This window comes from Proteus sp. G2675, assembly GCF_963886535.1.
GTDB classification, from domain to species: domain Bacteria; phylum Pseudomonadota; class Gammaproteobacteria; order Enterobacterales; family Enterobacteriaceae; genus Proteus; species Proteus mirabilis.
The window spans coordinates 243,656-267,809 of the sequence record NZ_CAWPCB010000035.1 but is presented as its reverse complement, the minus strand read 5'-3'; the positions used below and the strand labels follow the sequence as shown (position 1 = coordinate 267,809).

General features: G+C 38.1%; 21 protein-coding genes and 1 other RNA gene. 13 read left to right on the top strand and 9 right to left on the bottom strand.

What is annotated here, in order from left to right:
• Nucleotides 1–358: 358 nt before the first annotated feature.
• The 5 genes from acnB to AACQ49_RS10445 all read left to right on the top strand — a co-directional run bounded on the left by acnB (nt 359) and on the right by AACQ49_RS10445 (nt 6,067).
• Nucleotides 359–2,956 carry a bifunctional aconitate hydratase 2/2-methylisocitrate dehydratase gene (gene acnB, locus AACQ49_RS10465; protein ID WP_004244067.1) on the top strand — a complete coding sequence of 866 codons (2,598 nt, stop codon included), beginning with the start codon at nt 359–361 and terminating at the stop codon, nt 2,954–2,956.
• Nucleotides 2,957–3,126: 170 nt separating this feature from the next.
• On the top strand, nt 3,127–3,498 hold the full coding sequence (locus tag AACQ49_RS10460) for a YacL family protein (RefSeq protein ID WP_004244066.1): 372 nt from the start codon (nt 3,127–3,129) through the stop codon (nt 3,496–3,498).
• Nucleotides 3,499–3,589: 91 nt separating this feature from the next.
• Entirely contained in the window at nt 3,590–4,450 is an 861-nt protein-coding gene (gene mscS / locus AACQ49_RS10455) for a small-conductance mechanosensitive channel MscS (protein WP_004248539.1), read from the top strand.
• A 168-nt stretch (nt 4,451–4,618) separates the two neighbouring features.
• On the top strand, nt 4,619–5,242 hold the full coding sequence (argO, locus tag AACQ49_RS10450; protein ID WP_004244063.1) for an arginine exporter ArgO: 624 nt from the start codon (nt 4,619–4,621) through the stop codon (nt 5,240–5,242).
• Nucleotides 5,243–5,332: 90 nt separating this feature from the next.
• Nucleotides 5,333–6,067, top strand: coding sequence for an oxidative stress defense protein (locus tag AACQ49_RS10445; RefSeq protein WP_004248538.1), 735 nt, complete (start codon nt 5,333–5,335; stop codon nt 6,065–6,067).
• A gap of 167 nt (nt 6,068–6,234) precedes the next feature.
• Here the strand turns inward: AACQ49_RS10445 and AACQ49_RS10440 are convergent, their stop codons facing one another.
• The 3 genes from AACQ49_RS10440 to AACQ49_RS10430 all read right to left on the bottom strand — a co-directional run bounded on the left by AACQ49_RS10440 (nt 6,235) and on the right by AACQ49_RS10430 (nt 8,054).
• Nucleotides 6,235–6,765, bottom strand: coding sequence for a hypothetical protein (locus AACQ49_RS10440; protein ID WP_004248536.1), 531 nt, complete (start codon nt 6,763–6,765; stop codon nt 6,235–6,237).
• Nucleotides 6,731–6,952 carry a hypothetical protein gene (locus AACQ49_RS10435; RefSeq protein ID WP_004244060.1) on the bottom strand — a complete coding sequence of 74 codons (222 nt, stop codon included), beginning with the start codon at nt 6,950–6,952 and terminating at the stop codon, nt 6,731–6,733. The genes AACQ49_RS10440 and AACQ49_RS10435 overlap by 35 nt, the downstream gene beginning before the upstream one ends.
• Nucleotides 6,953–7,154: 202 nt before the next feature.
• Nucleotides 7,155–8,054 carry a LysR family transcriptional regulator ArgP gene (locus AACQ49_RS10430; protein ID WP_004244059.1) on the bottom strand — a complete coding sequence of 300 codons (900 nt, stop codon included), beginning with the start codon at nt 8,052–8,054 and terminating at the stop codon, nt 7,155–7,157.
• Between the two features lie 160 nt (nt 8,055–8,214).
• Between AACQ49_RS10430 and rpiA the strand changes: the two genes are divergently transcribed.
• Together rpiA and serA are read left to right on the top strand one after the other, a co-directional pair.
• Entirely contained in the window at nt 8,215–8,871 is a 657-nt protein-coding gene (gene rpiA, locus AACQ49_RS10425) for a ribose-5-phosphate isomerase RpiA (RefSeq protein WP_004244058.1), read from the top strand.
• Nucleotides 8,872–9,226: 355 nt separating this feature from the next.
• The gene (serA, locus tag AACQ49_RS10420; RefSeq protein WP_004248535.1) at nt 9,227–10,477 is read left to right on the top strand and encodes a phosphoglycerate dehydrogenase; all 1,251 of its coding nucleotides are present in this window, start codon (nt 9,227–9,229) and stop codon (nt 10,475–10,477) included.
• A 76-nt stretch (nt 10,478–10,553) separates the two neighbouring features.
• On the opposite strand, the gene AACQ49_RS10415 is transcribed toward serA, so the two are convergent.
• The 6 genes from AACQ49_RS10415 to zapA form a co-directional block, all read right to left on the bottom strand.
• Nucleotides 10,554–12,677 (bottom strand): type I secretion system permease/ATPase, encoded by a 2,124-nt coding sequence (locus AACQ49_RS10415; protein ID WP_161779037.1) that lies wholly within the window; start codon nt 12,675–12,677, stop codon nt 10,554–10,556.
• Between the two features lie 13 nt (nt 12,678–12,690).
• The gene (locus tag AACQ49_RS10410) at nt 12,691–14,052 is read right to left on the bottom strand and encodes an HlyD family type I secretion periplasmic adaptor subunit (protein ID WP_237612819.1); all 1,362 of its coding nucleotides are present in this window, start codon (nt 14,050–14,052) and stop codon (nt 12,691–12,693) included.
• 5 nt (nt 14,053–14,057) lie between these two features.
• Nucleotides 14,058–16,130 (bottom strand): peptidase domain-containing ABC transporter, encoded by a 2,073-nt coding sequence (locus AACQ49_RS10405; RefSeq protein WP_036895454.1) that lies wholly within the window; start codon nt 16,128–16,130, stop codon nt 14,058–14,060.
• Between the two features lie 89 nt (nt 16,131–16,219).
• On the bottom strand, nt 16,220–16,837 hold the full coding sequence (locus AACQ49_RS10400; RefSeq protein WP_161779036.1) for a 5-formyltetrahydrofolate cyclo-ligase: 618 nt from the start codon (nt 16,835–16,837) through the stop codon (nt 16,220–16,222).
• Nucleotides 16,838–17,007: 170 nt separating this feature from the next.
• Nucleotides 17,008–17,192, bottom strand: a non-coding RNA gene (gene ssrS, locus AACQ49_RS10395) — 6S RNA.
• Between the two features lie 110 nt (nt 17,193–17,302).
• On the bottom strand, nt 17,303–17,632 hold the full coding sequence (gene zapA, locus AACQ49_RS10390; protein WP_004244048.1) for a cell division protein ZapA: 330 nt from the start codon (nt 17,630–17,632) through the stop codon (nt 17,303–17,305).
• A gap of 176 nt (nt 17,633–17,808) precedes the next feature.
• Here zapA and AACQ49_RS10385 point away from each other — a divergent pair, with 176 nt between their 5' ends.
• The 6 genes from AACQ49_RS10385 to gcvH all read left to right on the top strand — a co-directional run bounded on the left by AACQ49_RS10385 (nt 17,809) and on the right by gcvH (nt 24,142).
• Complete coding sequence (locus tag AACQ49_RS10385) at nt 17,809–18,393, top strand: YecA/YgfB family protein (protein WP_004244047.1); 585 nt, start codon at nt 17,809–17,811, stop codon at nt 18,391–18,393.
• Between the two features lie 53 nt (nt 18,394–18,446).
• Nucleotides 18,447–19,757, top strand: coding sequence for a Xaa-Pro aminopeptidase (gene pepP / locus AACQ49_RS10380; RefSeq protein WP_004244046.1), 1,311 nt, complete (start codon nt 18,447–18,449; stop codon nt 19,755–19,757).
• A gap of 13 nt (nt 19,758–19,770) precedes the next feature.
• Complete coding sequence (ubiH, locus tag AACQ49_RS10375) at nt 19,771–20,943, top strand: 2-octaprenyl-6-methoxyphenyl hydroxylase (RefSeq protein WP_161779035.1); 1,173 nt, start codon at nt 19,771–19,773, stop codon at nt 20,941–20,943.
• A gap of 29 nt (nt 20,944–20,972) precedes the next feature.
• Entirely contained in the window at nt 20,973–22,208 is a 1,236-nt protein-coding gene (gene ubiI, locus AACQ49_RS10370; protein WP_004248529.1) for an FAD-dependent 2-octaprenylphenol hydroxylase, read from the top strand.
• Nucleotides 22,209–22,622: 414 nt separating this feature from the next.
• A complete protein-coding gene (gcvT, locus tag AACQ49_RS10365) occupies nt 22,623–23,717 on the top strand; it encodes a glycine cleavage system aminomethyltransferase GcvT (RefSeq protein WP_004244043.1) in 1,095 nt (364 codons plus the stop codon).
• 32 nt (nt 23,718–23,749) lie between these two features.
• Nucleotides 23,750–24,142: a glycine cleavage system protein GcvH gene (gene gcvH / locus AACQ49_RS10360; protein WP_004248528.1), complete on the top strand. Its 393-nt coding sequence runs from the start codon at nt 23,750–23,752 to the stop codon at nt 24,140–24,142.
• Nucleotides 24,143–24,154 lie beyond the last annotated feature (12 nt).

The window sequence follows — 24,154 nt, the reverse complement described above, 5'->3', positions numbered from 1 at the left end:
TAGTTATTCATTACTTAAATCAAATGACTTTAATTTACAAGATAAGTTACGTTTACCGAGTAGCACTGATATCTATTTATTAACTGAGTTTATTGGTAAAAACGAGGCTGGTGAAAAATGCCTATTAGATTGAGTGTCATAATATGAATAAGGTGAGATTTACGTTTGTTGTATGTTGCTTTTATGTGAACGAATTAACATAGTGTTGAAAATTTGCTATGCTGATAGCCCTTAGCTGGGCATAATTTCACAACCATAGATGTTTTATGCGAGCAAAAGATCCTCTGACCTGGCATCCAACTAGATAGGGTGCAGACAGCCGGGTTATACAAAATGACAAAGAAGCGAGGAGAAAGTCGTGCTAGAAGAATACCGTAAGCACGTAGCAGAGCGTGCAGCTGAAGGTGTCGTTCCAAAACCTCTCGATGCCACACAAACAGCCGCACTTGTTGAGCTATTAAAGTCCCCCCCAAAAGGCGAAGAAGAATTCCTTCTTGATTTAATTGTTAACCGTGTTCCACCCGGCGTTGATGAAGCCGCTTATGTTAAAGCCGGTTTTTTAACGGCTCTCGCAAAAGGTGAAACAACATCACCGCTTATCACGCCAGAAAAAGCCGTAGAATTATTAGGTACTATGCAAGGTGGCTATAATATCCATGCATTAATTGAAGCGCTAGATAACGACAAACTGGCTCCTATTGCGGCAAAAGCACTTTCTCATACCTTATTGATGTTTGATAGCTTTTATGACGTTGAAGAAAAAGCGAAAGCTGGCAACGTTTACGCGAAACAAATTATGCAATCTTGGGCTGATGGAGAGTGGTTTACTGAACGTCCAGAACTTGCTGAAAAAATCACGGTAACCGTGTTTAAAGTGACGGGTGAAACCAATACAGATGATTTATCACCAGCACCAGATGCTTGGTCTCGTCCTGATATCCCATTACACGCTCTAGCTATGCTAAAAAATGCCCGCGAAGGCATTGAACCCGACCAACCGGGTAGCGTTGGCCCGATTAAACAAATCGAAGCACTGAATAAAAAAGGTTTCCCACTGGCTTATGTGGGGGATGTTGTCGGAACAGGCTCTTCACGTAAATCTGCAACCAACTCGGTACTTTGGTTTATGGGGGATGATATCCCTTATGTACCAAATAAACGCGGTGGTGGAGTTGTATTGGGTGGCAAAATTGCCCCTATCTTTTTCAACACGATGGAAGATGCCGGTGCATTACCTATTGAGGTTGATGTTTCTAAATTAAATATGGGTGATGTTATTGATATTTACCCATACAAAGGTGAAATCCGTAACCATGAAACCAATGAGTTATTGGAAACCTTTGCACTAAAAACAGAAGTACTGATTGATGAAGTGCGTGCGGGTGGACGTATTCCTTTGATCATCGGTCGTGGATTGACCTCAAAAGCTCGTAGCGCCTTAGGTTTACCACCTAGCACTTTATTCCGTCATGCCAAAGCAGTGGAACAGAGCGATCGTGGTTTCTCACTTGCACAAAAAATGGTGGGACGCGCTTGTGGTCGTGATGGTATTCGCCCTGGTGAATATTGCGAACCCAAAATGACCTCCGTTGGCTCTCAAGATACTACAGGGCCAATGACACGTGATGAACTGAAAGATTTAGCATGCTTAGGTTTCTCCGCTGATTTGGTTATGCAATCATTCTGTCATACCGCCGCTTATCCAAAACCTGTTGATGTAACCACCCATCACACGTTACCTGATTTTATTATGAATCGTGGAGGGGTTTCACTGCGTCCGGGGGATGGCATTATTCACTCATGGTTAAACCGCATGTTATTGCCAGATACTGTTGGTACTGGTGGTGACTCACATACACGTTTCCCTATTGGTATTTCATTCCCTGCAGGTTCAGGCTTAGTCGCTTTTGCAGCGGCTACAGGAGTAATGCCATTAGACATGCCAGAATCGGTGTTAGTACGCTTTAAAGGTAAAATGCAACCGGGGGTAACGCTACGTGATCTGGTTCATGCCATCCCACTTTATGCGATTAAAGAAGGGTTATTGACCGTTGAGAAAAAAGGTAAAAAGAATATTTTCTCTGGTCGTATCTTAGAAATTGAAGGTTTACCTGAACTTAAAGTTGAGCAAGCTTTTGAGCTAGCTGATGCATCGGCTGAGCGTTCTGCTGCGGGTTGTACGATTAAATTAGATAAAGCACCGATTATCGAATATCTACAATCTAACATTGTCTTATTAAAATGGATGATAGCAGAAGGTTATGGTGATCGTCGTACACTTGAGCGTCGTATTACGGCAATGGAAAATTGGTTAGCTGATCCGCAATTACTTGAAGCAGATGCGGATGCTGAATATGCTGCTGTAATTGAAATCGACTTAAACGAAATCAAAGAGCCTATTCTTTGCGCACCAAACGATCCTGATGATGCTCGTCTATTATCAGAAGTTGCAAACAGCAAAATTGATGAAGTCTTTATTGGCTCTTGCATGACCAATATTGGGCATTTCCGTGCGGCGGGTAAATTACTCGATCAACATAAAGGTCAATTACCGACACGCTTATGGGTTGCACCACCAACAAAAATGGATGCAGCACAACTGACTGAAGAAGGTTATTACAGCGTCTTTGGTAAGAGTGGCGCTCGTATCGAAGTGCCGGGATGTTCATTATGTATGGGTAACCAAGCGCGAGTGGCGGATGGGGCAACGGTTGTTTCAACATCAACACGTAACTTCCCGAATCGTTTAGGTACGGGGGCGAATGTCTACCTTGCATCCGCAGAGCTTGCGGCAGTGGCTTCACTGTTAGGACGTCTACCAGAGCCACAAGAGTATCTTGATTTCATCAATAAAGTCGATGAAACGGCGGAAGATACTTACCGTTATCTCAATTTTGACCAACTAGAGCAATATACAGATAAAGCAACACAAGTGATTTTCCAAACCACGGTATAACTGAGTTTGATTTTTCACTAAAAATTGATTACAACTGCGTTCCAACATATAACGTTGTTCAGCAGTCTGAAACAGGAGGCAATGCCTCCTGTTTTTTTGTTATTTTTGCCATAATAACAATAGATATTTTATATAGAAAAAGGCGACAGCTAATTTAAGGGGCATACACCATGGACTATGAATTTCAGCGTGATCTTACTGGCGGTATATTGGCCCGTTTTTCAATGGATCATGAGGCGATTGGTTATTGGTTAAATGATGAGATCCAAGGTGATATCAGCTTAATCGATCAAATTTTGACTGAGATGGACGAAGTTAAAGGCAGTGAGAAACAGTGGCAATTGATTGGTAAAGAATACAGCTTATCTATTGATGATGAGGAAATTATGGTAAGGGCGAATACTCTCCATTTTGAAACCGATGATTTAGAAGAAGGGATGAGCTACTACGATAATGAAAGCATCGCATTTTGTGGATTAGATGATTTTGCTACTATGCTACAAAAATATCGGTTATTTATTCTGGAAAATAGAAGAAGTTAACAAATCCCATATATTTATTAAATAAATCTGCCACAATATACTATTGGTTGCTATTCTTTTTATTAGGATTATAAGTTTAAAAGGTGGTCTAATGAATGAATTACCTGCGAGTTTAGATGAAGCAACAGGTTGGTTTGTTGCTAATCAAGAACTCTTTATTCAATATGCTGTGAATATCGTTGCTGCATTCTTGATCCTATTTATTGGTCTTTTTGTCGCTAAAATGGTCAGTAAAGGGGTTGCACGAATTTTAACGTTACGCCATATCGACGCAACTGTTGTGACATTCTTGTCTGTCTTGGTGCGTTATACCGTTATTGCATTCACTTTGATTGCAGTATTAGGTCGATTAGGGGTTCAAACAGCTTCTGTTATCGCAGTACTTGGTGCGGCAGGTTTAGCGGTTGGTTTAGCATTACAAGGCTCACTCTCTAACTTTGCAGCGGGTGTTTTAATTGTTATCTTCCGTCCTATTCGTGCTGGTGAATACGTGATGATTGGTGCTGTCGAAGGTACGGTGCGAGATGTACAAATATTCTCGACCACATTACGTTCAGCGGATGACCGGATCATTGTTATTCCAAATAGCAAAATTATCAGTAGTGAGGTTATTAACCTTAGCCGTGAGCCAAATCGTCGTACACAAATTATTGTCGGCGTTGCTTATGATGCTGATATTGATAAAGTCAAAAAAGTGCTCGGTGATGTTGTTGCGCAAGATAAACGTATTCAACATAACCAAGGCGTGACAATACGTTTACATGAAATGGCGCCTTCTTCATTAAACTTTGTGGTACGTGTTTGGACCACCAATGATGATGCATGGCCAGTTTATTGGGATCTTATGGAAAACTTTAAACGCGCGCTAGATGCAAATAATATTGGTATTCCATTCCCACAAATGGATGTCTATATGCATCAAGCACAAAATACCGTGATGAAAGCAGAATAAGCACTATTGTTATAAAACACATCTCAAGAGCCACCGATTAAGCGTGGCTCTTTTATTTTTACCGCTATTAGTTTTTCTTATTATCAATAAGAATGATTCATTTCCTCTAATAACAAAATCCTTTTATTATTTTTCTTAATTTAATGAATAATTATTAGGATATTTTGCATGTTAACAACATTTTTTCAGGGGTTTTTATTAAGTGCAGCAATGATATTGCCCATTGGTGCGCAAAATGCCTTTGTTTTGCAACAAGGTAGTAAAAAACAATACCATTTAATGAGTGCATTTTTATGCGCTTTAAGTGATGTGATATTAATTAGCGGGGGAGTCTTTGGTGGAAGTGCATTACTGAGCCAATCAGAATATCTTTTATTACTGATCACTTGGGGCGGTGTGGCTTTTTTATTGTGGTATGGCTGGAATGCGTTTAAAACCGCTTTTACAAAAGAGATTGAATTATCACAACATAAAAATCAAGTGAAAAGTCGTTGGCGGGTGATTGTAACTTTAGTTGCCGTCACTTGGCTAAATCCCCATGTTTATCTTGATACCTTTGTAGTGCTTGGCAGTATCGGAGGGCAATTATCAGCAGAATTACGTCCTTGGTTTACTTTTGGCGCGGTATTCGCATCGATTAGTTGGTTTTTTGCTTTATCACTACTAGCGGCTTGGTTTTCACCTATTTTAAGCCAAGTGACCGCTCAACGTATCATCAACTTGTTTGTGGGGTGTGTGATGTGGTTTATTGCTCTGCAATTGGCCGCTCAGGGATGGAAAAACCTCTTTTAATCTGAAAGAACTTTACAACAGATATGCTAATGTTGTTATAACTGTAATTTAGTGACAATACCCATACATGATTTTTGTCAGGAGGTTTTTGTGAAAGTAAAAGCAATGGTATTAGCATCCATGTTAGCCCTTGGAGCACCCTCAATCGCTTTAGCCGGGGCGGTACCTGAAGGACCCCATATAACTACATCAGGTAATGCAACAATTAAAGCGACTCCTGATATGGCGACACTTAATATTCAGGTTAGTGAAAAAGCAAAAGATGCAGCTCAAGCTAAAAAACAAGTGGATGAGCGTGTTGCAAAATATTTTGCCTTTTTAAAAGAAAACGGTGTGACGAAAGAAGATATTGATGCTGCCAACATTCGTACACAGCCTAATTATGAGTATGATAAAAAAGCAGAACGTTCGGTGATTAATGGCTATACAGCAACACGAACCGTAGATGTAAAAATCAAAAAACTTGATCAGCTTAATACCTTACTGGATGGGGCATTAGCAGCAGGGCTAAATGAAATTAATAATGTTGAGTTTGGCGTTAATGATCCAGAACAGTACAAAGCCAAAGCACGAGAAGTGGCAATTAAAAATGCCATACAACAGGCAAGTTCAGTGGCAAAAGGGTTTGGTGCTGATTTAGGGGCTGTTTATAGCGTAAGTTATCGCGCACCAGAAGCAACACCTTATCCGATAGCACGAATGAAAATGGATGCTATGGCATTAAGTGCCCCGTCACCGGAAGCAGTAAAAGAGACCTATCAACAACAAAGCATTGAGTTTAAAGATTACGTTGACGTGGTATTTGAATTAAAAACAGCTAAATAATCTTTACCATCAAAAGATAAGATGTATTGGCTCAGCAGTGAGCTGATACATCTATGTTATAGCGCAGGATCTGATTTGATAGTTCTTTTGGGTGCGAAAAGCAGTTATTAAGCTTATATTTTAAAATGATTTTATGTCAGAAAATATTACATATATAAAAAGCATCTTTACTTATTTTCTTGATCAGGCGAATCATTGTTATTTTTATTAACGTTTTGAACTGAAGATGAAGGTTCGGAACTAATTTTTTTTCCATTTTCAATGCGGCGTTTTAAATCAGATGACCGTCTTTCAATATGAGATTTAGTTTTACTTGCACCCGGTGAACCAAAATAGGTTCTATGATCAATAATGGTCTCAATGAACATAAAATCGTCTTGTCCAACAACGGGATCAAAAGTAATTATTAGAAATGGATCATTGTCCTTTGGCTTGGCACGAGTATGAAAGTAAGTTGCATAATATACGCTTTCCTCACCAGAGGCGTTAAAACGTGAAGACTTAATCCTACCATATCTAAATTCATAATTTTCCGTATAAATTTCGACCTCTAAGCCATTCCTCCATTTAGCTATTAATGTGGCAATATCAGCCATTAATATTGCCTGTTTATTTGAAGGATATCCTAAACTTTGGGAAGTCAAATAAAAACTTGCACGGAGATCAACGCCCGAAATAGGTTTTTTTATGATTGGCACCGTGAGATCCTTTCACGTAAGGTTGTTGTTTTGTAGTTGGAATAGATGCAGTAAACTCACCTAAGCTTTTCAGCAGGCTGGCTTGAATATCAGCAGGGGTATTACCTTCTATGTTAGCACTACCACTTTTACGTCCAGCATCAATGGCTAGAGCAACGTTGCGACTTCGACGAATAAAAGTGCTCATCTGAATCTCCTTTTCCTATGTTCATTTATTATACAATATTATGCCCGTTAAATGCCAATAAAACTTAAATTTGCTTCTTCCGGTAGAGGAAAACATCAACTCCTCACTGTGAGTTAAACCGGTTGATGGAACACACTGGTTAAATCCCTTTCTAAGAATAGCGATAATATTGATCAAGAAACAACATCATCAACGTTACTTTTTACTCTTCATCTTGCTTAAGCACTTTACGACCATAATCAAGTAACGCATCCGTTACCTTTCTCATCGTTCTGCTTTCTGGGGCAAAACGGTGCCAATACAACATGCGGCGTTGGCATAATCCTGGCGTTAAATCAATCAATTCACCACTTTTTAGCTCATCGGCAATTTGTAGATGAGGGATCATACAACATGTTGAGCCTTGTTTAGCTAACTGAACAAAGGCTTCGGAAGAATTAACAATATGGCAGGGCACACTACCGGGAGATAAACCGAAGTTTTGCTGTAAGAAAGCCTGATGCATATCATCAAGATGGTCAAATGCGACGGCGGGGGCTTTTAACAGAGATGATTTAGTGACCCCATTAGCAAAATAACGTTGGGCAAAATCAGGGGATGCCACAAAAAGATAGTCTAATGCGCCTAATTGGTCGACTAGACAGCTAGGCAATGCTTGAGGCTGAATACTGATAGCGCCAACCACTTCACCACGTCTTAATCGCTCTTGGGTACGAGTTTCATCTTCTACTTGAATATTAAGCCGGATAGGAAGTTGTGTTAATACCGGGTGCAAAGCAGGCAATAACCAAGTAGCTAAACTATCCGCGTTGACAGCTAAAGAGAGTAAAAGAGGCGTCGAGCCACTATTTTCATCACCTAACCACTGCTCTTCTAACATTTCGACCTGATGCAGTAATGCGAGTAGCTTTTGCCCTTGCTCTGTGGGTTGGGGCGGAACCGTACGTACTAATAAAGGTTGTCCAAATAGATTCTCAAGTTGTTTTATTCTTTGTGAAACGGCAGATTGCGTAATACATAGTTTTTGTGCGGCTCGTTCAAAACCACGCTCTCGAATAACGGCATCAAGGGCTTGCAGGGCCCGATAATCAGGACGTTTCATTGACAGATTCTCTTTGATTTTATGTTCTACTGTGTACTATGCCATATTTTTAGTTTTTATGAGTTAAAATGTTGTGTCTCAAATTTTGATACACCTTGTGCGGATTTTATGGGCACTATGCTATTCTTATTCGATAAATGTGAAAAATAAGGTTTTGTAAATGACTCAAGATGAATTAAAAAAAGCAGTAGGTTGGGCCGCCCTTGAATATGTAAAACCGGGTACTATCGTGGGCGTTGGAACAGGCTCTACGGCTTCTCATTTTATTGATGCTCTTGCAACAATGAAAGGTCAAATTGAAGGGGCAGTTTCTAGCTCAGAGGCTTCAACGGCAAAACTAAAAAGCTATGGCATTCCCGTTTTTGACTGTAATGAAGTTGATTCGCTCGATATCTACGTAGACGGTGCTGATGAAATTAACCATCAAATGCAGATGATCAAAGGTGGTGGTGCGGCATTAACCCGTGAAAAAATCATTGCAGCGGTGGCAAAAACCTTTGTGTGTATTGTCGATGAATCAAAACAAGTGGATGTTTTGGGTAAATTCCCTCTGCCTGTTGAAGTTATCCCAATGGCTCGCTCTTATGTGGCTCGCGAGCTGGTTAAATTAGGTGGGTTACCTGAATATCGTGAAAACGTCGTGACGGATAATGGTAACGTGATCTTAGACGTTTATAATCTCACTATTTTGAACCCTATCGAGCTAGAAAATAAAATTAATAGTATTGCAGGGGTGGTCACTGTCGGGCTTTTCGCTAATCGCGGAGCAGACATTGTATTAATGGGGACTTCTGAAGGTGTGAAAACCATTAAATAACACGATTAAATTGTATCTCTAGTCAGAGATAACAACATCCTCTTAAAGAGAGTGGGAGAACTATATTGTTTTCCCACTCTCTTTTATCTTTCCCCTTAGATAATCAGAATGATGACTTTTTGCAAATTATTTTGAAAACCATAAATTCAGTGATATATATCACACGATAGAGATATCTCTCTTTAAAATGCTGCCATTTTTATTGTCAAAATCATTTTGCTCGGTAGAAAATCACTTTATCTATCGCTTATTCTGTCAACAGTGCAATCGGTTGTATTGCCTCAAAATCTATTTTTGTTATGTTGGTGAAACAGGATTTCGTTTTTATTCATGTAACACAAATAGGGCAGGGTAAATGGTCAAGGTATCTTTGGAAAAAGAAAAGATAAAGTTCCTACTATTGGAAGGTGTACACCAAAGTGCGGTAGAGAATTTAAGAGCAGCAGGTTATACCAACATCGAATATCATAAAGGTGCATTATCGGGAGAAGAATTAAAACAAGCTATCCGTGATGCACGCTTTGTGGGGATCCGTTCCCGCACTCACTTAACAGAAGAAATTTTTGCAGCCGCTGAAAAATTAGTTGCTGTAGGCTGCTTCTGCATTGGTACTAACCAAGTTGACTTAGATGCGGCTGCCCGTCGTGGGATCCCTGTTTTTAATGCACCTTTTTCAAACACTCGTTCCGTGGCTGAAATGGTGTTAGGGGAATTACTGTTATTACTGCGTCGTATTCCAGAAGCTAATGCTAAAGCGCATCGTGGTATTTGGGATAAACAAGCTAAAGGCTGTTTTGAAGCGCGAGGTAAAAAACTGGGAATTATTGGCTATGGTCATATAGGCACCCAGTTAGGGATATTGGCGGAAAGTGTTGGTTTAGATGTCTATTTTTATGATATTGAAAACAAACTTCCTTTGGGAAATGCAACCCAAGTTCGCCACTTATCCGAACTGCTGAATATGTGTGACATTGTTAGCTTACACGTGCCAGAAACGCCATCAACAAAAAATATGATTGGTCACGAAGAGCTATTACGAATGAAGCCAGGCGCTATTCTTATTAATGCCTCTCGTGGAACTGTGGTTGATATTCCGGCATTAGCACAAGCGCTAGAGAGTAAACATTTATCAGGTGCGGCGGTGGATGTTTTCCCAACGGAGCCGGGGGCAAATAACGATCCGAACGATCCTTTTGTATCAGAATTAATTAAATTTGATAATGTGATCTTAACACCACATATTGGTGGTTCAACCCAAGAAGCCCAAGAAAATATCGGTTATGAAGTTGCTGGTAAGTTAGCTAAATATTCTGATAATGGTTCTACATTATCTGCGGTTAATTTCCCTGAAGTATCATTGCCTAGTCATGGTGATGATGTAAACCGTTTACTGCATATTCATGAAAACCGTCCGGGTATTATGAATAGTATCAATAACGTATTTACAGAAGAAAATATTAACGTTGCTGCGCAATATCTACGTACAGCTGGGAATGTGGGTTATGTAGTGATTGACGTTACTACACAAACGAAAGCACAAGCTGAGTTAGTATTGCAGAAACTAAAAGGACTACCGGGTACCATTCGTGCTCGTATGTTGTACTAATATCGCTATTTTTATATTAAGTATAAAGGCTCAATAATTAGAGCCTTTATTTTTATGGTTCATTAGTTATCACGGTTTATTGCTGTGTCTGTTGCTGCCACAATTGCTGATAAAGTGTTTTCTTATTTAATAAATCGCTATGTGTACCTTCTTCTAATATACGACCTTTATTAATAACATAAATATAATCTGAAATAGAAATAGCATTAAGTCGGTGAGCAATACAAATTACCGTTCTATTTTTACAAATAGCCGGAAGATTGGCTAAAATTTCCGCTTCTGAGGCATAATCTAACGCCGATGTTGCCTCATCTAAAATAAGAATTCGTGGATCAGGTAAAAGTGCTCTTGCTAGCGCAATACGCTGACGCTGTCCTCCTGACAAATTACTACCTCTTTCACCCACTTGTGTATTAAATCCCTCAGGGAGTTGAGTAATAAAATGAAAAGCGCCGGCTAATTTACTCGCTTCAATAATATCTTCTTCACTACAATCGGGTTTTGATAACCGAATATTTTCCATAATAGTGCCACTAAATAAAAAATTATCTTGTAAAACAACACTAATTGATTGGCGTAAAGTAAGGGGATTGGCAATGGCGAGATCCATACCATCAATATAAATCTGGCCTTGTTGAGGAGTATAAAAACGTTGAATTAAACGTGTGATAGTACTTTTTCCTGAACCAGAGGGGCCTGTAATACCAATAAATTTGCCCGCGGGGATCGAAAAAGAGAGTTGCTCAATCACATCTGGAGTATTGGCTGTATAACGAAAGCGTACATGAGAAAATACTATACTTCCTGCAATATTAGGTACAGTAGCAAGTCCTTGATGTTGATGCTCTGTGGGAGTATTAACGATCTCGCCAATACGACGTATAGAGATGCCTGTTTGTTGAACATCTTGCCAAAGTTGGGCTAAACGTAAAATAGGTTGTGTAATATGGGTGGCAAACATATTAAAAGCCACTAATTCTCCCACACTTAATTGCGCTTTCATAATCAGATTAACACCATGCCACAAGATAATTGCCATAGTAATTTTATGAATAGCCCCAATTAATTGCTGAGCAAATAACGCTTTTTTGGCCGCTGAAAAACGCTTAAGGATATAATTAGTGAGTTTATATTGCCACTTTTCAATAAATTGATGTTCTGTTGCTGTTATTTTTATGGTTTCTATACCATTAATAGCCTCTGTTAATAAGCTCGTATTATCAGCATTTGCTTGATACTCTTGTTCAACCCAATAACGGATCATGGGGCCAAGTATCAGCCAAAATAAAAAGTAAACGACTAATGCTGCTATGGTTATCCAAGTTAATAATACGGAATAAGCAAACATTACTGAAAGAAATACGATAATAAAAATAAAATCCAGTACCATCATCAACGCAGAGCCAGTAATAAACTGGCGAATATGAGCAAGCTCTTGAATACGAGCAATAATTTGCCCAGATTGACGTTGATTAAAAAACTGACTGGGTAGCCGAATGAGGTGTTGATAAATTTTCCCTGAGAATTCGGCACCTAGGGTACAAGAAACAAAAGCATAAAGTTTATCTCGTAATAAAAGATAGATAGGCTCTATAATAGCAAGCAGCACGAGGAGTACCCCTAAAACTTGCAAATTAGAGAGGCTTCTTCCTGTTAATACCTTATCAATAATTTTTTCCAAAATAATTGGATTAACTAAAGCAAATAATTGAATAAAACAAGATAAAATAAAAATTAAATATAATGATTTTTTTTGTTTTAATAGTGATGGAATGCACCACATTAAGCTAAACTTGCTCTGTTTAGGGGTAAATATCTTATTAATAATTAGCAGTGTGGTATAAGTGATTTTTTTATCAATATGATAATGACTCTCTGTGTTAGTGCTTGGGTCAATAATAATTAATTTATCACTTATTCTATTTTTTAGAATATACCAATAACCATTAATTTCGATAAGTGTATCAATAATTATTTTATCTTTATACTCACTTTCACTATTAAAAAATGAAAATTCGCATTTTAAATTGAGTTGTTGAGCGGCTTCTATGATATTTAATTCAGAGAGATTGTCGTCATTACCTAAAAAATGAATAAGCTGCTCTTTTTTTAATGTTCCTTTATTCTTTTTTGAAAAATAAATAAGCCCATCAATAATTGAAGGATGAAGAGATGGCGTATTTTTAGTTATATAGTTCATAGATATCTCGCTATTATTTTTCTCTTAATGCTTCATGTTGATAAACTTCTATTGGACTGAGTAAATAATCAATCACTCGACGTTTTTCAATTTTTATATCGGCAACTAAAGACATACCTGTAGCCAGTTTATATTGTGCTTCATCTTCACCCATCACTTGCTTATCAAGTTCAATCAGGACGGGATAAACTAAGCCTAATTGTTCATGTTGTATGGAATCTTTTGCTATATTGACAATGGTGCCTTCAATGGTGCCATAACGGGTATAAGGAAAAGCATCAATTTTAATCACCGCTTTTTGACCTGGGTAGATAAAACCAATATCTTTATTGAGAATATTCACCTCAGCAACATTATGCTGAGTATCGGGCACTATCACCATCACCGCTTGTGAAGGTTGCAATACGGCTCCTAGGGTATGAACAGCGAGTTGCTGTACTGTACCTGTAACAGGAGAACGAACAATTTTTAATTGTTGACGTTTCTGAGCATGAAAAAGATTTTGTTGATAAATAAAAACTTCGCTTTCATATTGTTTAAATTTGTCATGCCACTCTAGGTGTTTTTGTTTTTCTAATCTATCGCGATTTTTTATATATTGTTGCTCTTGACTGGATAAAATAATCAGTTCTGATGATTTTCTTTTAATGATTTGATTAATTTCTAATAACTCCTTTTTATTTTCTAAAAACTCCATGGTACTAATGATTTTTTTATCATAGAGTTTTTTCTTTATATTAAAACGTTTTTCAATATTGTTTTTTAATTCATTTAATGAATTGATTTCTTGGTGAGTAAGAAGCTTGTTTTTATTGTTGGTTTCTATTTCAGAATTAATATGATTAATACTAGCATCAATTTCATCCTTTTCTTTTTGATAACTTAGTAGAACCGCTTCTTTTTTTTCTTTATTTAGTAAATTAAAATCATCAATTGTATCAGGTCGGGTGTTTTGACTTAATGCTTGATAACGAATTTTTAGTAATAATAGATTTTCTATCTTATTTTTTAGATTATTAATCTCTTCATCAACACCTAAAATATCAAGTGTTAATAACGCTTCTCCTTTGGTAACTTGTTGGCCATTTTTTACATGAATGGCGCTTAAGCGACTATGTTCATAAATTTGAATTTGTTGCGAATAACCTGAAACCACTAATTTTCCTATAGCTGAAGAAAGCACATCTAATTTACCTATATATGCCCAGAGTAAAAATATAATCACACTTAATGAAATTATTATTGCAATAATACGACTATAAGGTGTCGGCGGTTTCTCAAGTACGGCGATATGATTAGGGTAAAAATCATAGTTTTTAGGCTCTTTTTTAGTTTTAAAGTAGTGAGCAATCATTTGTTTTATTTTTGATTTCATCATTGTTATCCTTGTTGATGTTGCCAAAGTTTCTTATAAGCGCCATCTTTTCTAATCAATTCATTATGTTTGCCTTCTTCAATTATCTGGCCTTTTTCTAATACAATAATGCGGTCACAGTTTTTTATTGTGGAAAGGCGATGAGCAATCATAATGACGGTCTTATCTTGGGTAATAAGGGGAAGATTTTTTTCGATGATGGCTTGAGACTCACCATCCAATGCGCTGGTAGCTTCATCAAAAATTAAAATTTTAGGGGATGAGAGTAAGGCTCTAGCAATTGCAATACGTTGGCATTGTCCCCCAGATAAAGATCTGCCATTTTCAGCAATGAGTGTGTCGTACCCTAAAGGAAGTTTTAAAATAAACTCATGAGCACCTGCTAATTTAGCTACATGAATAACCTCATCTAATGAGGCTGATGGTTGCGTTAAACGGATATTGTCGAGCACGGTTAAATGAAATAAAAAATTCTCTTGTAAGACAAACCCTATTTGTTGACGTAATACTGCGGGGGGAATTTCACAAACCGGAATGCCATCAAGCTTAACTTGACCTAATTGTGGGATATAAAGCCCTGCGATGATGCGCGCTAATGTACTTTTCCCTGATCCAGACGTCCCGACGATACCAATAGTTTCATATTTATTTATTCTAAATGAAATTTGCCTTACAACAGGGGGGGCATCATGTTGATAACTAAAACTGACATTCTCAAAACTCACTTCACCTTGTAAGGTCATTTTCTTATTGGCTTTTTCTTGCTCTATTGGGAGATTAAGAATGTCTTGTAAATTATAAATAGCCGTTTTGGCTCGGATATACTTTCCCCAAACTTCTATTGCAGAACTTAAAGGTTGTAGACAGTGGTTTAATAGCATATTAAAAGCAATGAGTTGACCTATTGTCATTGCAAGTGAAATGACTTCAAAAGCACCTAGACATAAAAGTATCGCTGTCGTTATTTTTTGTAAAAATGAAACAATGTATTGCGATAAGTTATCAATATTTTGTAATTTTAAATTTTCATTAGTCAGTTGATGAATTTGCGTATGCCACTGTTGTGTAAAACGTGGTTCTAATGAAAGGCTTTTTATTGTTTCTATACCTCCTAGGGTTTCTGTTAAAAAAGCACTATTTGTTGCTGAATATTGATAAAGCTGTTGTACGGTTTTTTCTATTTTAGGGGCAATTAATTTAGCTAAGATAAAATAGAGTGGGATGGTGGCAAGAAAGATTAATGTTAACTTTAATGACAAATAAGCCATAACAAATAGGAAAATAAAGATAAATGAGAAATCAACCAATAACATTAATAAGGTTTTTGTTATAAACTCTCGAATGATATCAAGCTCTTTTACTCGTGTAACAATAATACCTGTTTGGCGAGATTTAAAATAACTGATAGGAAGTTTGAATAAATGATTAGTTAATTTCAAACTTAGCAACATATCAATTTTATTTGCTGTATGATGATAAATATACTCTCTTATCCCCTTTAATACAGATTCTGAAACGGCGACAAAAATAAGACCTATTATTAACACATCAAGCGTGGATAGGGCTTGATGGATAATTACCTTATCCATAATTATTTGCGTAATAATCGGGGAGGCAAGTGCTAGCAGTTGAAGAATTAACGAGTAAAATAATACACTTTGAAATAATATACGATATTTCATAAAGGTTGGGACAAACCAAGTGATATCAAAAAAATGCTTTTCTGCAAAGTCCAGATAGTAATAGTGATTTATACTGTTATTTATTAATCTCTCTTTATTCCATGTCTCCATATTGTCAGTTTGTAGATTATAAATTAGAAATTCATTATTGTTATATTTTAAAAGAATAAATATATTTTTAGAACGATCTAAAAAAATCATAGGGTAGTGTAATTGTTTTTTAAAAATATAATGAATGTTTTTTTTCTTTAGTTTAAAAGCATGTTTTTTTTCTAATGATGCGATAGTATCATCGTATTTATTAATGTTTGGTTTTGTATTATCTAATTGTTTTCCCGAAAGATTAAGAATGATATTAATGCTTTTTATAAATTTCGTACTTTCTCTATTTTTCATATTAAATACAATGTGGTTAAAAATAGAGATTTAACCTTATAAAATAAGATAATAATATAAAAAAACAAAGATAGCGTTAAAAGCTCGTCTTAATTTCTCTGTATCAGTTGTTCATTAAAACGCCATACTTTATCAGGTGTAATAATTTCAGGTAACGGTATATCCCAATCTGCGCTCGGTAACGAATGAACTTGTTGGCATGTATGAGCAAGTCCCATAGGATAAAATGACTGCCGTTGCCAATTTTCTAATGTTCTATCATAAAAACCTCCGCCCATACCGAGTCGTTGACCGCTTTCATCGAAGGCAACCAGTGGCGTAAAGATAATATCAATATCAGATATTGGAATAATGTTATTCACATTGAGTGGAGGTTCAAAAATATTAAAACGATTTTTCACTAACTGCGTGGTGGGAGCGTAACGTAAAAAAAGTAAATGATGGCGACGAAAAGGGTGTAATACGGGCAGACAAACCTGTTTATTTAAATCCCATAAATGAGTGATTAGGGGAGTAGTATCAATCTCGCCGTCAAAAGAGAGAAATAAGGCAATTGTTTTAGCTTGCTTGACTTTGGGATGATGGAGTATCCGTTCAGAGAGTTTATGTGCAGCATCTTGCTGCTGTGCCACAGTAAGTTGACGGCGTTTTTGGCGGATAGCTTTACGTATCTGATCTCTTTGCTGGAAAACAGGGGGTTGTGTCATGATTAATCCATCAGCAAGGAATTAGTATGAATAAAAATATATCACTTCTATGAATTTATTACACTTTAGAGGTAAAAAAGAGAAAAGCCAAGAAAGATAGGGGCAAAAGAAATAAAAAAAGCTCTAAACATTAAATACTTAATCAGTACTCAGTGTTTAGAACTTGAATTGGGGTCTCCAAGATGCCGTTGTAGGCTGTAACCCTTGAACCCGTGGTCCAAGGTGAACATAGTGCTATCACCATTAGGCTGCCTGAACGAATCAGGTATGCTCACAAGTAATAGATCACCACATTCTATTTTTTTTGAAATATCGGCTCAGGGGACTTACCCACTGACGAACATCTCAGAGAAATTAGGTGGGTGCTGTTAAGCACCTTATCTATGAACTATTGTATTATTTTAATTGTAGAAAGCAACCTATTATCTGTTAATTTCGTGGTGTGCGCATGCTTTCTGAACAAATCTACTTTGATGTTGAAAAAGTGCGATCATGGTGCTTGCCTTGATCGTGTAAAGCTTGTTCAATAGATTGTTGTAGCATTTTTATTTTCTCTTCCATATTGTAGGCATAGTCTCTCGTTTTTAACTTTTCTTCTGCCAACTCATGACTCATATTTAATGCCACGATAAAAATTAAGTGCTCAGTATTGGAAACACCACTGCGTTCTTTGAGATCTTGTAATCGTTGTTCAAGTTCAGCAGCAGAAGCCAGTAAAGCATCTTTTTGTTCTGGTGGGCAATTGACACGTAATGAGCGCCCAAAAATTTGAAGATCAACGGGTTGTGCGGACATGATTCCTTCCTGACATAAAATCTGTGCTACGTGTTTAGTAGTGTATACGGTTATAAGGCAGTATTAAACGCTATTACTGCAAAAATTCCAATGTTTAACATAGCTTAACTGGTACAGTGCGTTCTATTGATGGTAGCATATCTTGAACTATTCCCCTAAATGCGACGTTTATTCTTATGTCAATACAAAACACATTACCAGATTACTCAGCAATTGATTCATTATTACAACAACATGCCGTGCCTTTAACTGCCGCAGAGATGCATGGCCTAATTACTGGGTTTATTTGTGGAGCAGTACATGACAATAGTTGGAAAACTTTGTTACATGAACTGACTAATGAGGGCTTAGCGTTCCCTAAATCGTTATCAGAACCCCTTGAATCACTTTATCACGTCACTCATGAGCAACTTGATGACAGCGTATTTAATTTTTCTATGCTGTTACCTGACGATGCAGAATCTGTTTTTCCTCGAGCTGATGCCCTTGCAGGGTGGGTTAATCATTTTCTATTAGGATTAGGTGTTGCACAACCTAAGTTATCTGAGCATAAAGAGTTGACGGAAGTTATCACTGATTTGCGTAATATTGGTGCATTAGGCTATGAAGAAGATGAAAATCAACAAGAGCTTGAAGATGCACTCGAAGAAGTTACAGAATATGTCAAAGTCTCTGTTCAGCTGTGCTATATCACTTTTGTCGCCTCAAAAGAGACAACAACAGAAAATGATAAACAAGATGAACAACGGACATTACATTAATAATTGCCTTATTAATTAGATAACCAAAAGATCAATAAAGGATAGGAGTGGGTATGAATAAGCAAGAATTTTTATCCCGTCGTCAGGCATTATTAGCTCAGATGAAACCAGCAAGTGCAGCTATCTTTTTTGCTGCGCCAGAAGCACAACGCAATGCTGATAGTGAATATCCCTATCGCCAACATAGTGACTTCTTGTATCTCACCGGATTTAGTGAGCCAGAAGCTATCCTTGTGTTGATTAAAAGTGATGAAACACATAATCATAGCGTACTGTTTAATCGGGTTAGAGATTTAACCGCGGAAATCTGGTTTGGTCGTCGTCTTGGGCAAGAAGCTGCCCCTGAAAAATTAGGTGTTGATAAAGCGCTACCTTACGAAGATGTAGGTGAGCAACTTTATCAATTACTCAATGGATTGGATATTGTTTATCATGCCCAAGGTGAATATGCGTTTGCCGATGAAATCGTCTTTAATGCTCTGGATACCTTAAGAAAAGGCTCTCGCCGTAATTTAAAAGCGCCACAAACGCTTATTGATTGGCGCCCAATAGTGCACGAACTGCGGTTATTTAAATCTGATGCTGAAATTGAATTACTGCGCAAAGCCGGAAAAATTTCTGCGTTAGCCCATACTCGCGCAATGCAAAAATGTCAGCCAGGTATGTATGAGTATCAATTACAAGGGGAAATTGAACATGAGTTTATCTCTCATGGTGCGCGTTTCCCTTCCTATAACAGTATTGTCGGTAGTGGTGAGAACGGTTGTATCTTACATTATACTGAAAATGAAACTAAAATGCGTGATGGGGATTTAGTCCTTATTGATGCAGGCTGTGAATATGAAGGTTATGCGGGTGATATTACGCGAACTTTCCCTGTTAATGGTAAATTTAGCCGTCAACAACGTGAAATTTACGAGATTGTTTTAAAATCACTCAATGTATCCCTCGAATTGTATAAACCGGGTACAAGCATCAAAGAAGTCACTAAACATGTCGTGTATATCATGGTGGAAGGCTTAGTTAAGCTCGGCATTATGCACGGTGATATCGAACACCTCATTGAGACAAAAGCCTATCAGCGCTTCTTTATGCATAGCTTAAGTCACTGGTTAGGTCTTGATGTTCATGATGTTGGACACTATGGCACCGATCGCGATCGTATCTTAGAGCCGGGTATGGTGTTGACTATTGAACCAGGACTTTACATTGCGCCAGATGCAGATGTACCACAAGAGTATCGTGGTATTGGTATTCGCATTGAAGATGACATTGTTATTACTGAAACAGGTAATGAAAATTTAACGGCTATGGTTGTTAAAGATCCTGATGAAATTGAAGCTCTGATGGCAGGAAAAATTTAAGGCTAAAATCAGCATGAATGTGATTATTGTGGGTGGCGGAATGGCGGGTGCAACGTTAGCACTAGCACTTTCTGCATTAAATAAGGGTAATATTCCCATTTCGCTTATTGAAGCGCGAGAGCCAGATAATGGGCATCCCGGATTCGATGCTAGAGCGATCGCTTTAGCGCATGGCACAGCAAAGCGATTAGCACAAATCGGATTATGGTCGGTCTTAAAACCCTTTGTGACACCTATTAATCACGTTCATGTTTCTGATAGAGGCCATTGCGGTTTTGTGAACATAAATGCACAGGACTACGATATTGACGCACTCGGTTATGTTATTGAATTACATGATGCGGGGCGTCAACTGTTTGCACAGTTGAAAAAACAACCCAATATTACGCTATATTGTCCCGCTAAAGTGGAGCATGTTCAGCGCCATCTCGATAACGTTGAAGTGACACTTGATGATGGTACGCAACTTAGCGGTGATTTACTGGTTGCCGCAGATGGTACACATTCACCCATTGGTCATCAATGTCATATTCAATGGCAGAAAACGCCTTATCATCAAGTTGCGGTGATCGCCAATGTAAAAACAGAGATTGATCCCAAAGGTTGTGCATTTGAGCGATTTACACAATTTGGTCCATTAGCAATGTTACCCATGAGCGAAGGGCGTAGTTCATTGGTGTGGTGCCATCCTATTGAAAAATTAGAGCAAGTTTCACAATGGGATGATCAAACAACCATTGCACAGTTACAACGGGATTTTGGCTGGCGTTTGGGTAAGATTGAACAAGTAGGACAGCGTCATTGCTATCCATTAGTTTTGCAAAAAGCACAGCAAATGATCAGCCATCGTTTAGCATTGATAGGTAATGCATCTCAAACCTTGCACCCTATTGCAGGGCAAGGTTTTAATCTTGGTTTACGCGATGTAATGACATTAGCCAATACATTAACCTCGGCCATACAATCAGGTCTTGATATCGGCAGTTATCGCGTATTATCACAATATCAACAGCTTCGCGAACAGGATAGAGAAAGTACTATCACGATCACTGATGGCTTAGTGAAAGTGTTTGCGAATCGTTGTATGCCGTTAATTATCTCCCGTAATCTAGGCTTAATGACGATGGAATTAGTGCCTGCACTTCGTAACAAATTAGCACACCAAACATTAGGTTGGACAAACTGAGCATAATTGCTTTTTAGGATACTTTTATTATGAAATCATTTGATGTTGTTATTGCTGGTGGTGGAATGGTCGGGCTTGCATTAGCCTGCGGATTACATGGCTGTGGATTACGTATAGCGATAATAGAAAATCACCCAGTAACCACGCATTTCCATCCGCAAGATGATTTTGCATTACGGGTATCTGCGATTAATACTGCCAGTGAGTTATTACTCAAGAAATTGGGGGTATGGGAAAACTTAACGGCATTACGTACAGCTCCTTATCAAGGTATGGAAGTATGGGATCAAGATAGTTTTGGACGTATTGCGTTTTCAGCGCAACAAGAAGGGTTATCTCATCTTGGCACTATTATTGAAAATCATCTTATTCGTGAAGTGCTGTGGCAAAAGGTCACCAGTCATAGTGATATTACCTGTTATTCCCCTGCTCAAATTGAACGCATTGTGTGGGGAGAAAATGAAGCCTTTATCAGTTTAAATGACGGCGAAATGTTAACCGCTAGGCTGGTTGTTGGCGCCGATGGTGCGAATTCTTGGTTGCGTAAAAATGCTGATATTCCACTGACTTTTTGGGATTATGAACATCACGCTTTAGTCGCAACCATACGCACAGAACAACCCCATGATAATGTGGCGCGCCAAGTGTTTCATGGTGAGGGGATTTTAGCCTTTTTACCTCTTGCAGATCCTCATACTTGTTCTATTGTGTGGTCGCTACCTAGCTCATTGGCTGAAGATTATAAGAGTGCAGATAAAACGCGATTTGAACGTACGCTAGGTGTTACTTTTGATATGTGCTTAGGCCAGTGTGAATTAGTCAGTGAACGTATGACAATTCCATTAACGGGTCGCTATGCACGTCAATTTGCTGCTCCACGGTTAGCGTTATTAGGTGATGCCGCGCATACCATCCATCCTTTAGCTGGACAAGGGGTTAACCTTGGCTTTATGGATGTTGCTGAATTAATTGGTGAAATCCGTCGTTTAAAAGCAGAAGGTAAAGATTTTGGTGAGTATCTCTATTTAAGACGTTTTGAGCGCCGCCGTAAACATGCCGCTGCGGTCATGTTAGCGACTATGCAAGGGTTCCGCGAATTATTTGAAGGTAATAACCCTATTAAAAAGTGGGTGCGTGATATCGGTCTTTCGTTAGCAGATAGTTTACCAGGAGTAAAACCAAAGTTACTTGAACAGGCGATGGGACTTTCTGATTTACCAGAATGGCTAAAGCATAAAAATTCTGTTTCAGCTGAAAAAATCTAATTCAACAGCCATTTCACATTACTTTTCTTTATAACAGACTGGAAAAATAACACTAAAAATAGCTATTTTTTCAGTCTATTCTTTGTATTGCTCCCCTTTTTTTAGTCATTATTCACTAAAAATGAGGGCTGATACGCATAATTACAATCATTCATTCTGCATACTTATTTCTCTACATTATGATTGGTAGAGGTAATACCCTATTTTAACTTATGGTTTATTTTTTCTCTTAGTGATAAGTTCAAAGTAAAGGTATCGTTTGCGTTGTACGTTAATTGCTCACATTTGTTAAAATAATGTTTAAAAATAAACTTAAGCTTGTAATTAACACGCTGATTTTTAATCAAGTTTAATTTTATATTTAACAAATTGCGTTCTCTGGATCATCTAAACTAAAAATAGAAAGAGGGAAGAATGGCAAAACAGACTCCGTTATATGATGAGCACGTCGCCTGTGGTGCTCGTATGGTTGATTTTCATGGTTGGATGATGCCACTGCATTATGGCTCTCAAATTGATGAACACCATAATGTGCGTCAAGATGCAGGTATGTTTGATGTATCTCACATGACGATTGTTGATTTACATGGCCCGCAAGTTAAAGACTTTCTACGTTATCTATTAGCGAATGATGTCGCTAAACTCACCGAAAAAGGCAAAGCACTTTATACTGGTATGCTAAATGCGTCCGGTGGTGTGATTGACGATCTGATTGTTTACTACTTTGATGAGACTTTCTATCGTCTGGTGGTTAACTCCGCAACCCGCGAAAAAGATTTAGCGTGGATCACTGAGCATGCCAAAGATTATGTCGTCGATATTCAAGTACGTGATGATTTAGCATTAATTGCAGTACAAGGCCCTCACGCACAAGAAAAAGTACAGCGTTTATTAAGTGAATCGCATCGCCAAATAGTGGCAGCGATGAAGCCTTTCTATGGCGTACAACTTGATGATCTCTTCGTCGCGACGACAGGTTATACCGGTGAAGCAGGTTATGAAATCGCCATGCCAAAAGAGCAAGCCGTTGATTATTGGCAAAAGTTATTAGCAGTGGGGGTTAAGCCCGCAGGGTTAGGTGCTCGAGACACTTTACGTTTAGAAGCGGGTATGGATCTTTATGGTCAAGAGATGGATGAAACTATTAATCCTCTTGAGGCTAATATGGGATGGACGATTGCCTGGTTACCCGAAGATCGTCAATTTATTGGTAGAGAAGCATTAGAAAAATTACGCGCAACAGGCACAGATAAACTGGTTGGTCTGGTGATGCGAGAAAAAGGGGTGTTACGTGCAGGTAGTGCCGTGCACTTTACCGATGATTTAGGTGAATTAAGAGAAGGCGTTATTACTAGTGGCACATTTTCACCGACATTGGGCTTTAGTATTGCATTAGCCAGAGTACCCGCAGGTATTAAAGATAGCGCAATTGTTTTATTGCGTAATCGTGAAATACCGGTAGAGGTGGTAAAACCTGGTTTTGTTCGTTCAGGTAAAGCATTGGTATAAAGCATTATTATTTTAAATGGAGAGTACGGTCAATGAGTCAAATACCTAGTGAATTAAAATATGCGCAATCTCATGAGTGGATCCGTTCTGAAGGCAATGGCGAATACACTATCGGCATCACTGAACATGCTCAAGAGTTGTTAGGTGATATGGTGTTTGTTGATCTTCCTGATGTAGGCAGTGAAGTTGATCTTGGGGATGATTGTGCTGTGGCTGAATCAGTAAAAGCTGCATCAGATATTTATGCCCCATTATCTGGCGAAATTATTGCAGTAAATGAGGAGTTGGATGGTTCACCAGAGCTGGTTAATAGTGATCCTTATGGGGATGGATGGTTATTTCGCATAAAAGCAAAAGATGAAAGCGAATTAAACGATCTCCTTGATGCGGCTGGCTACCAAGAGTTAGTTGAAAACGAAGAGTAAAAATAAACGCCT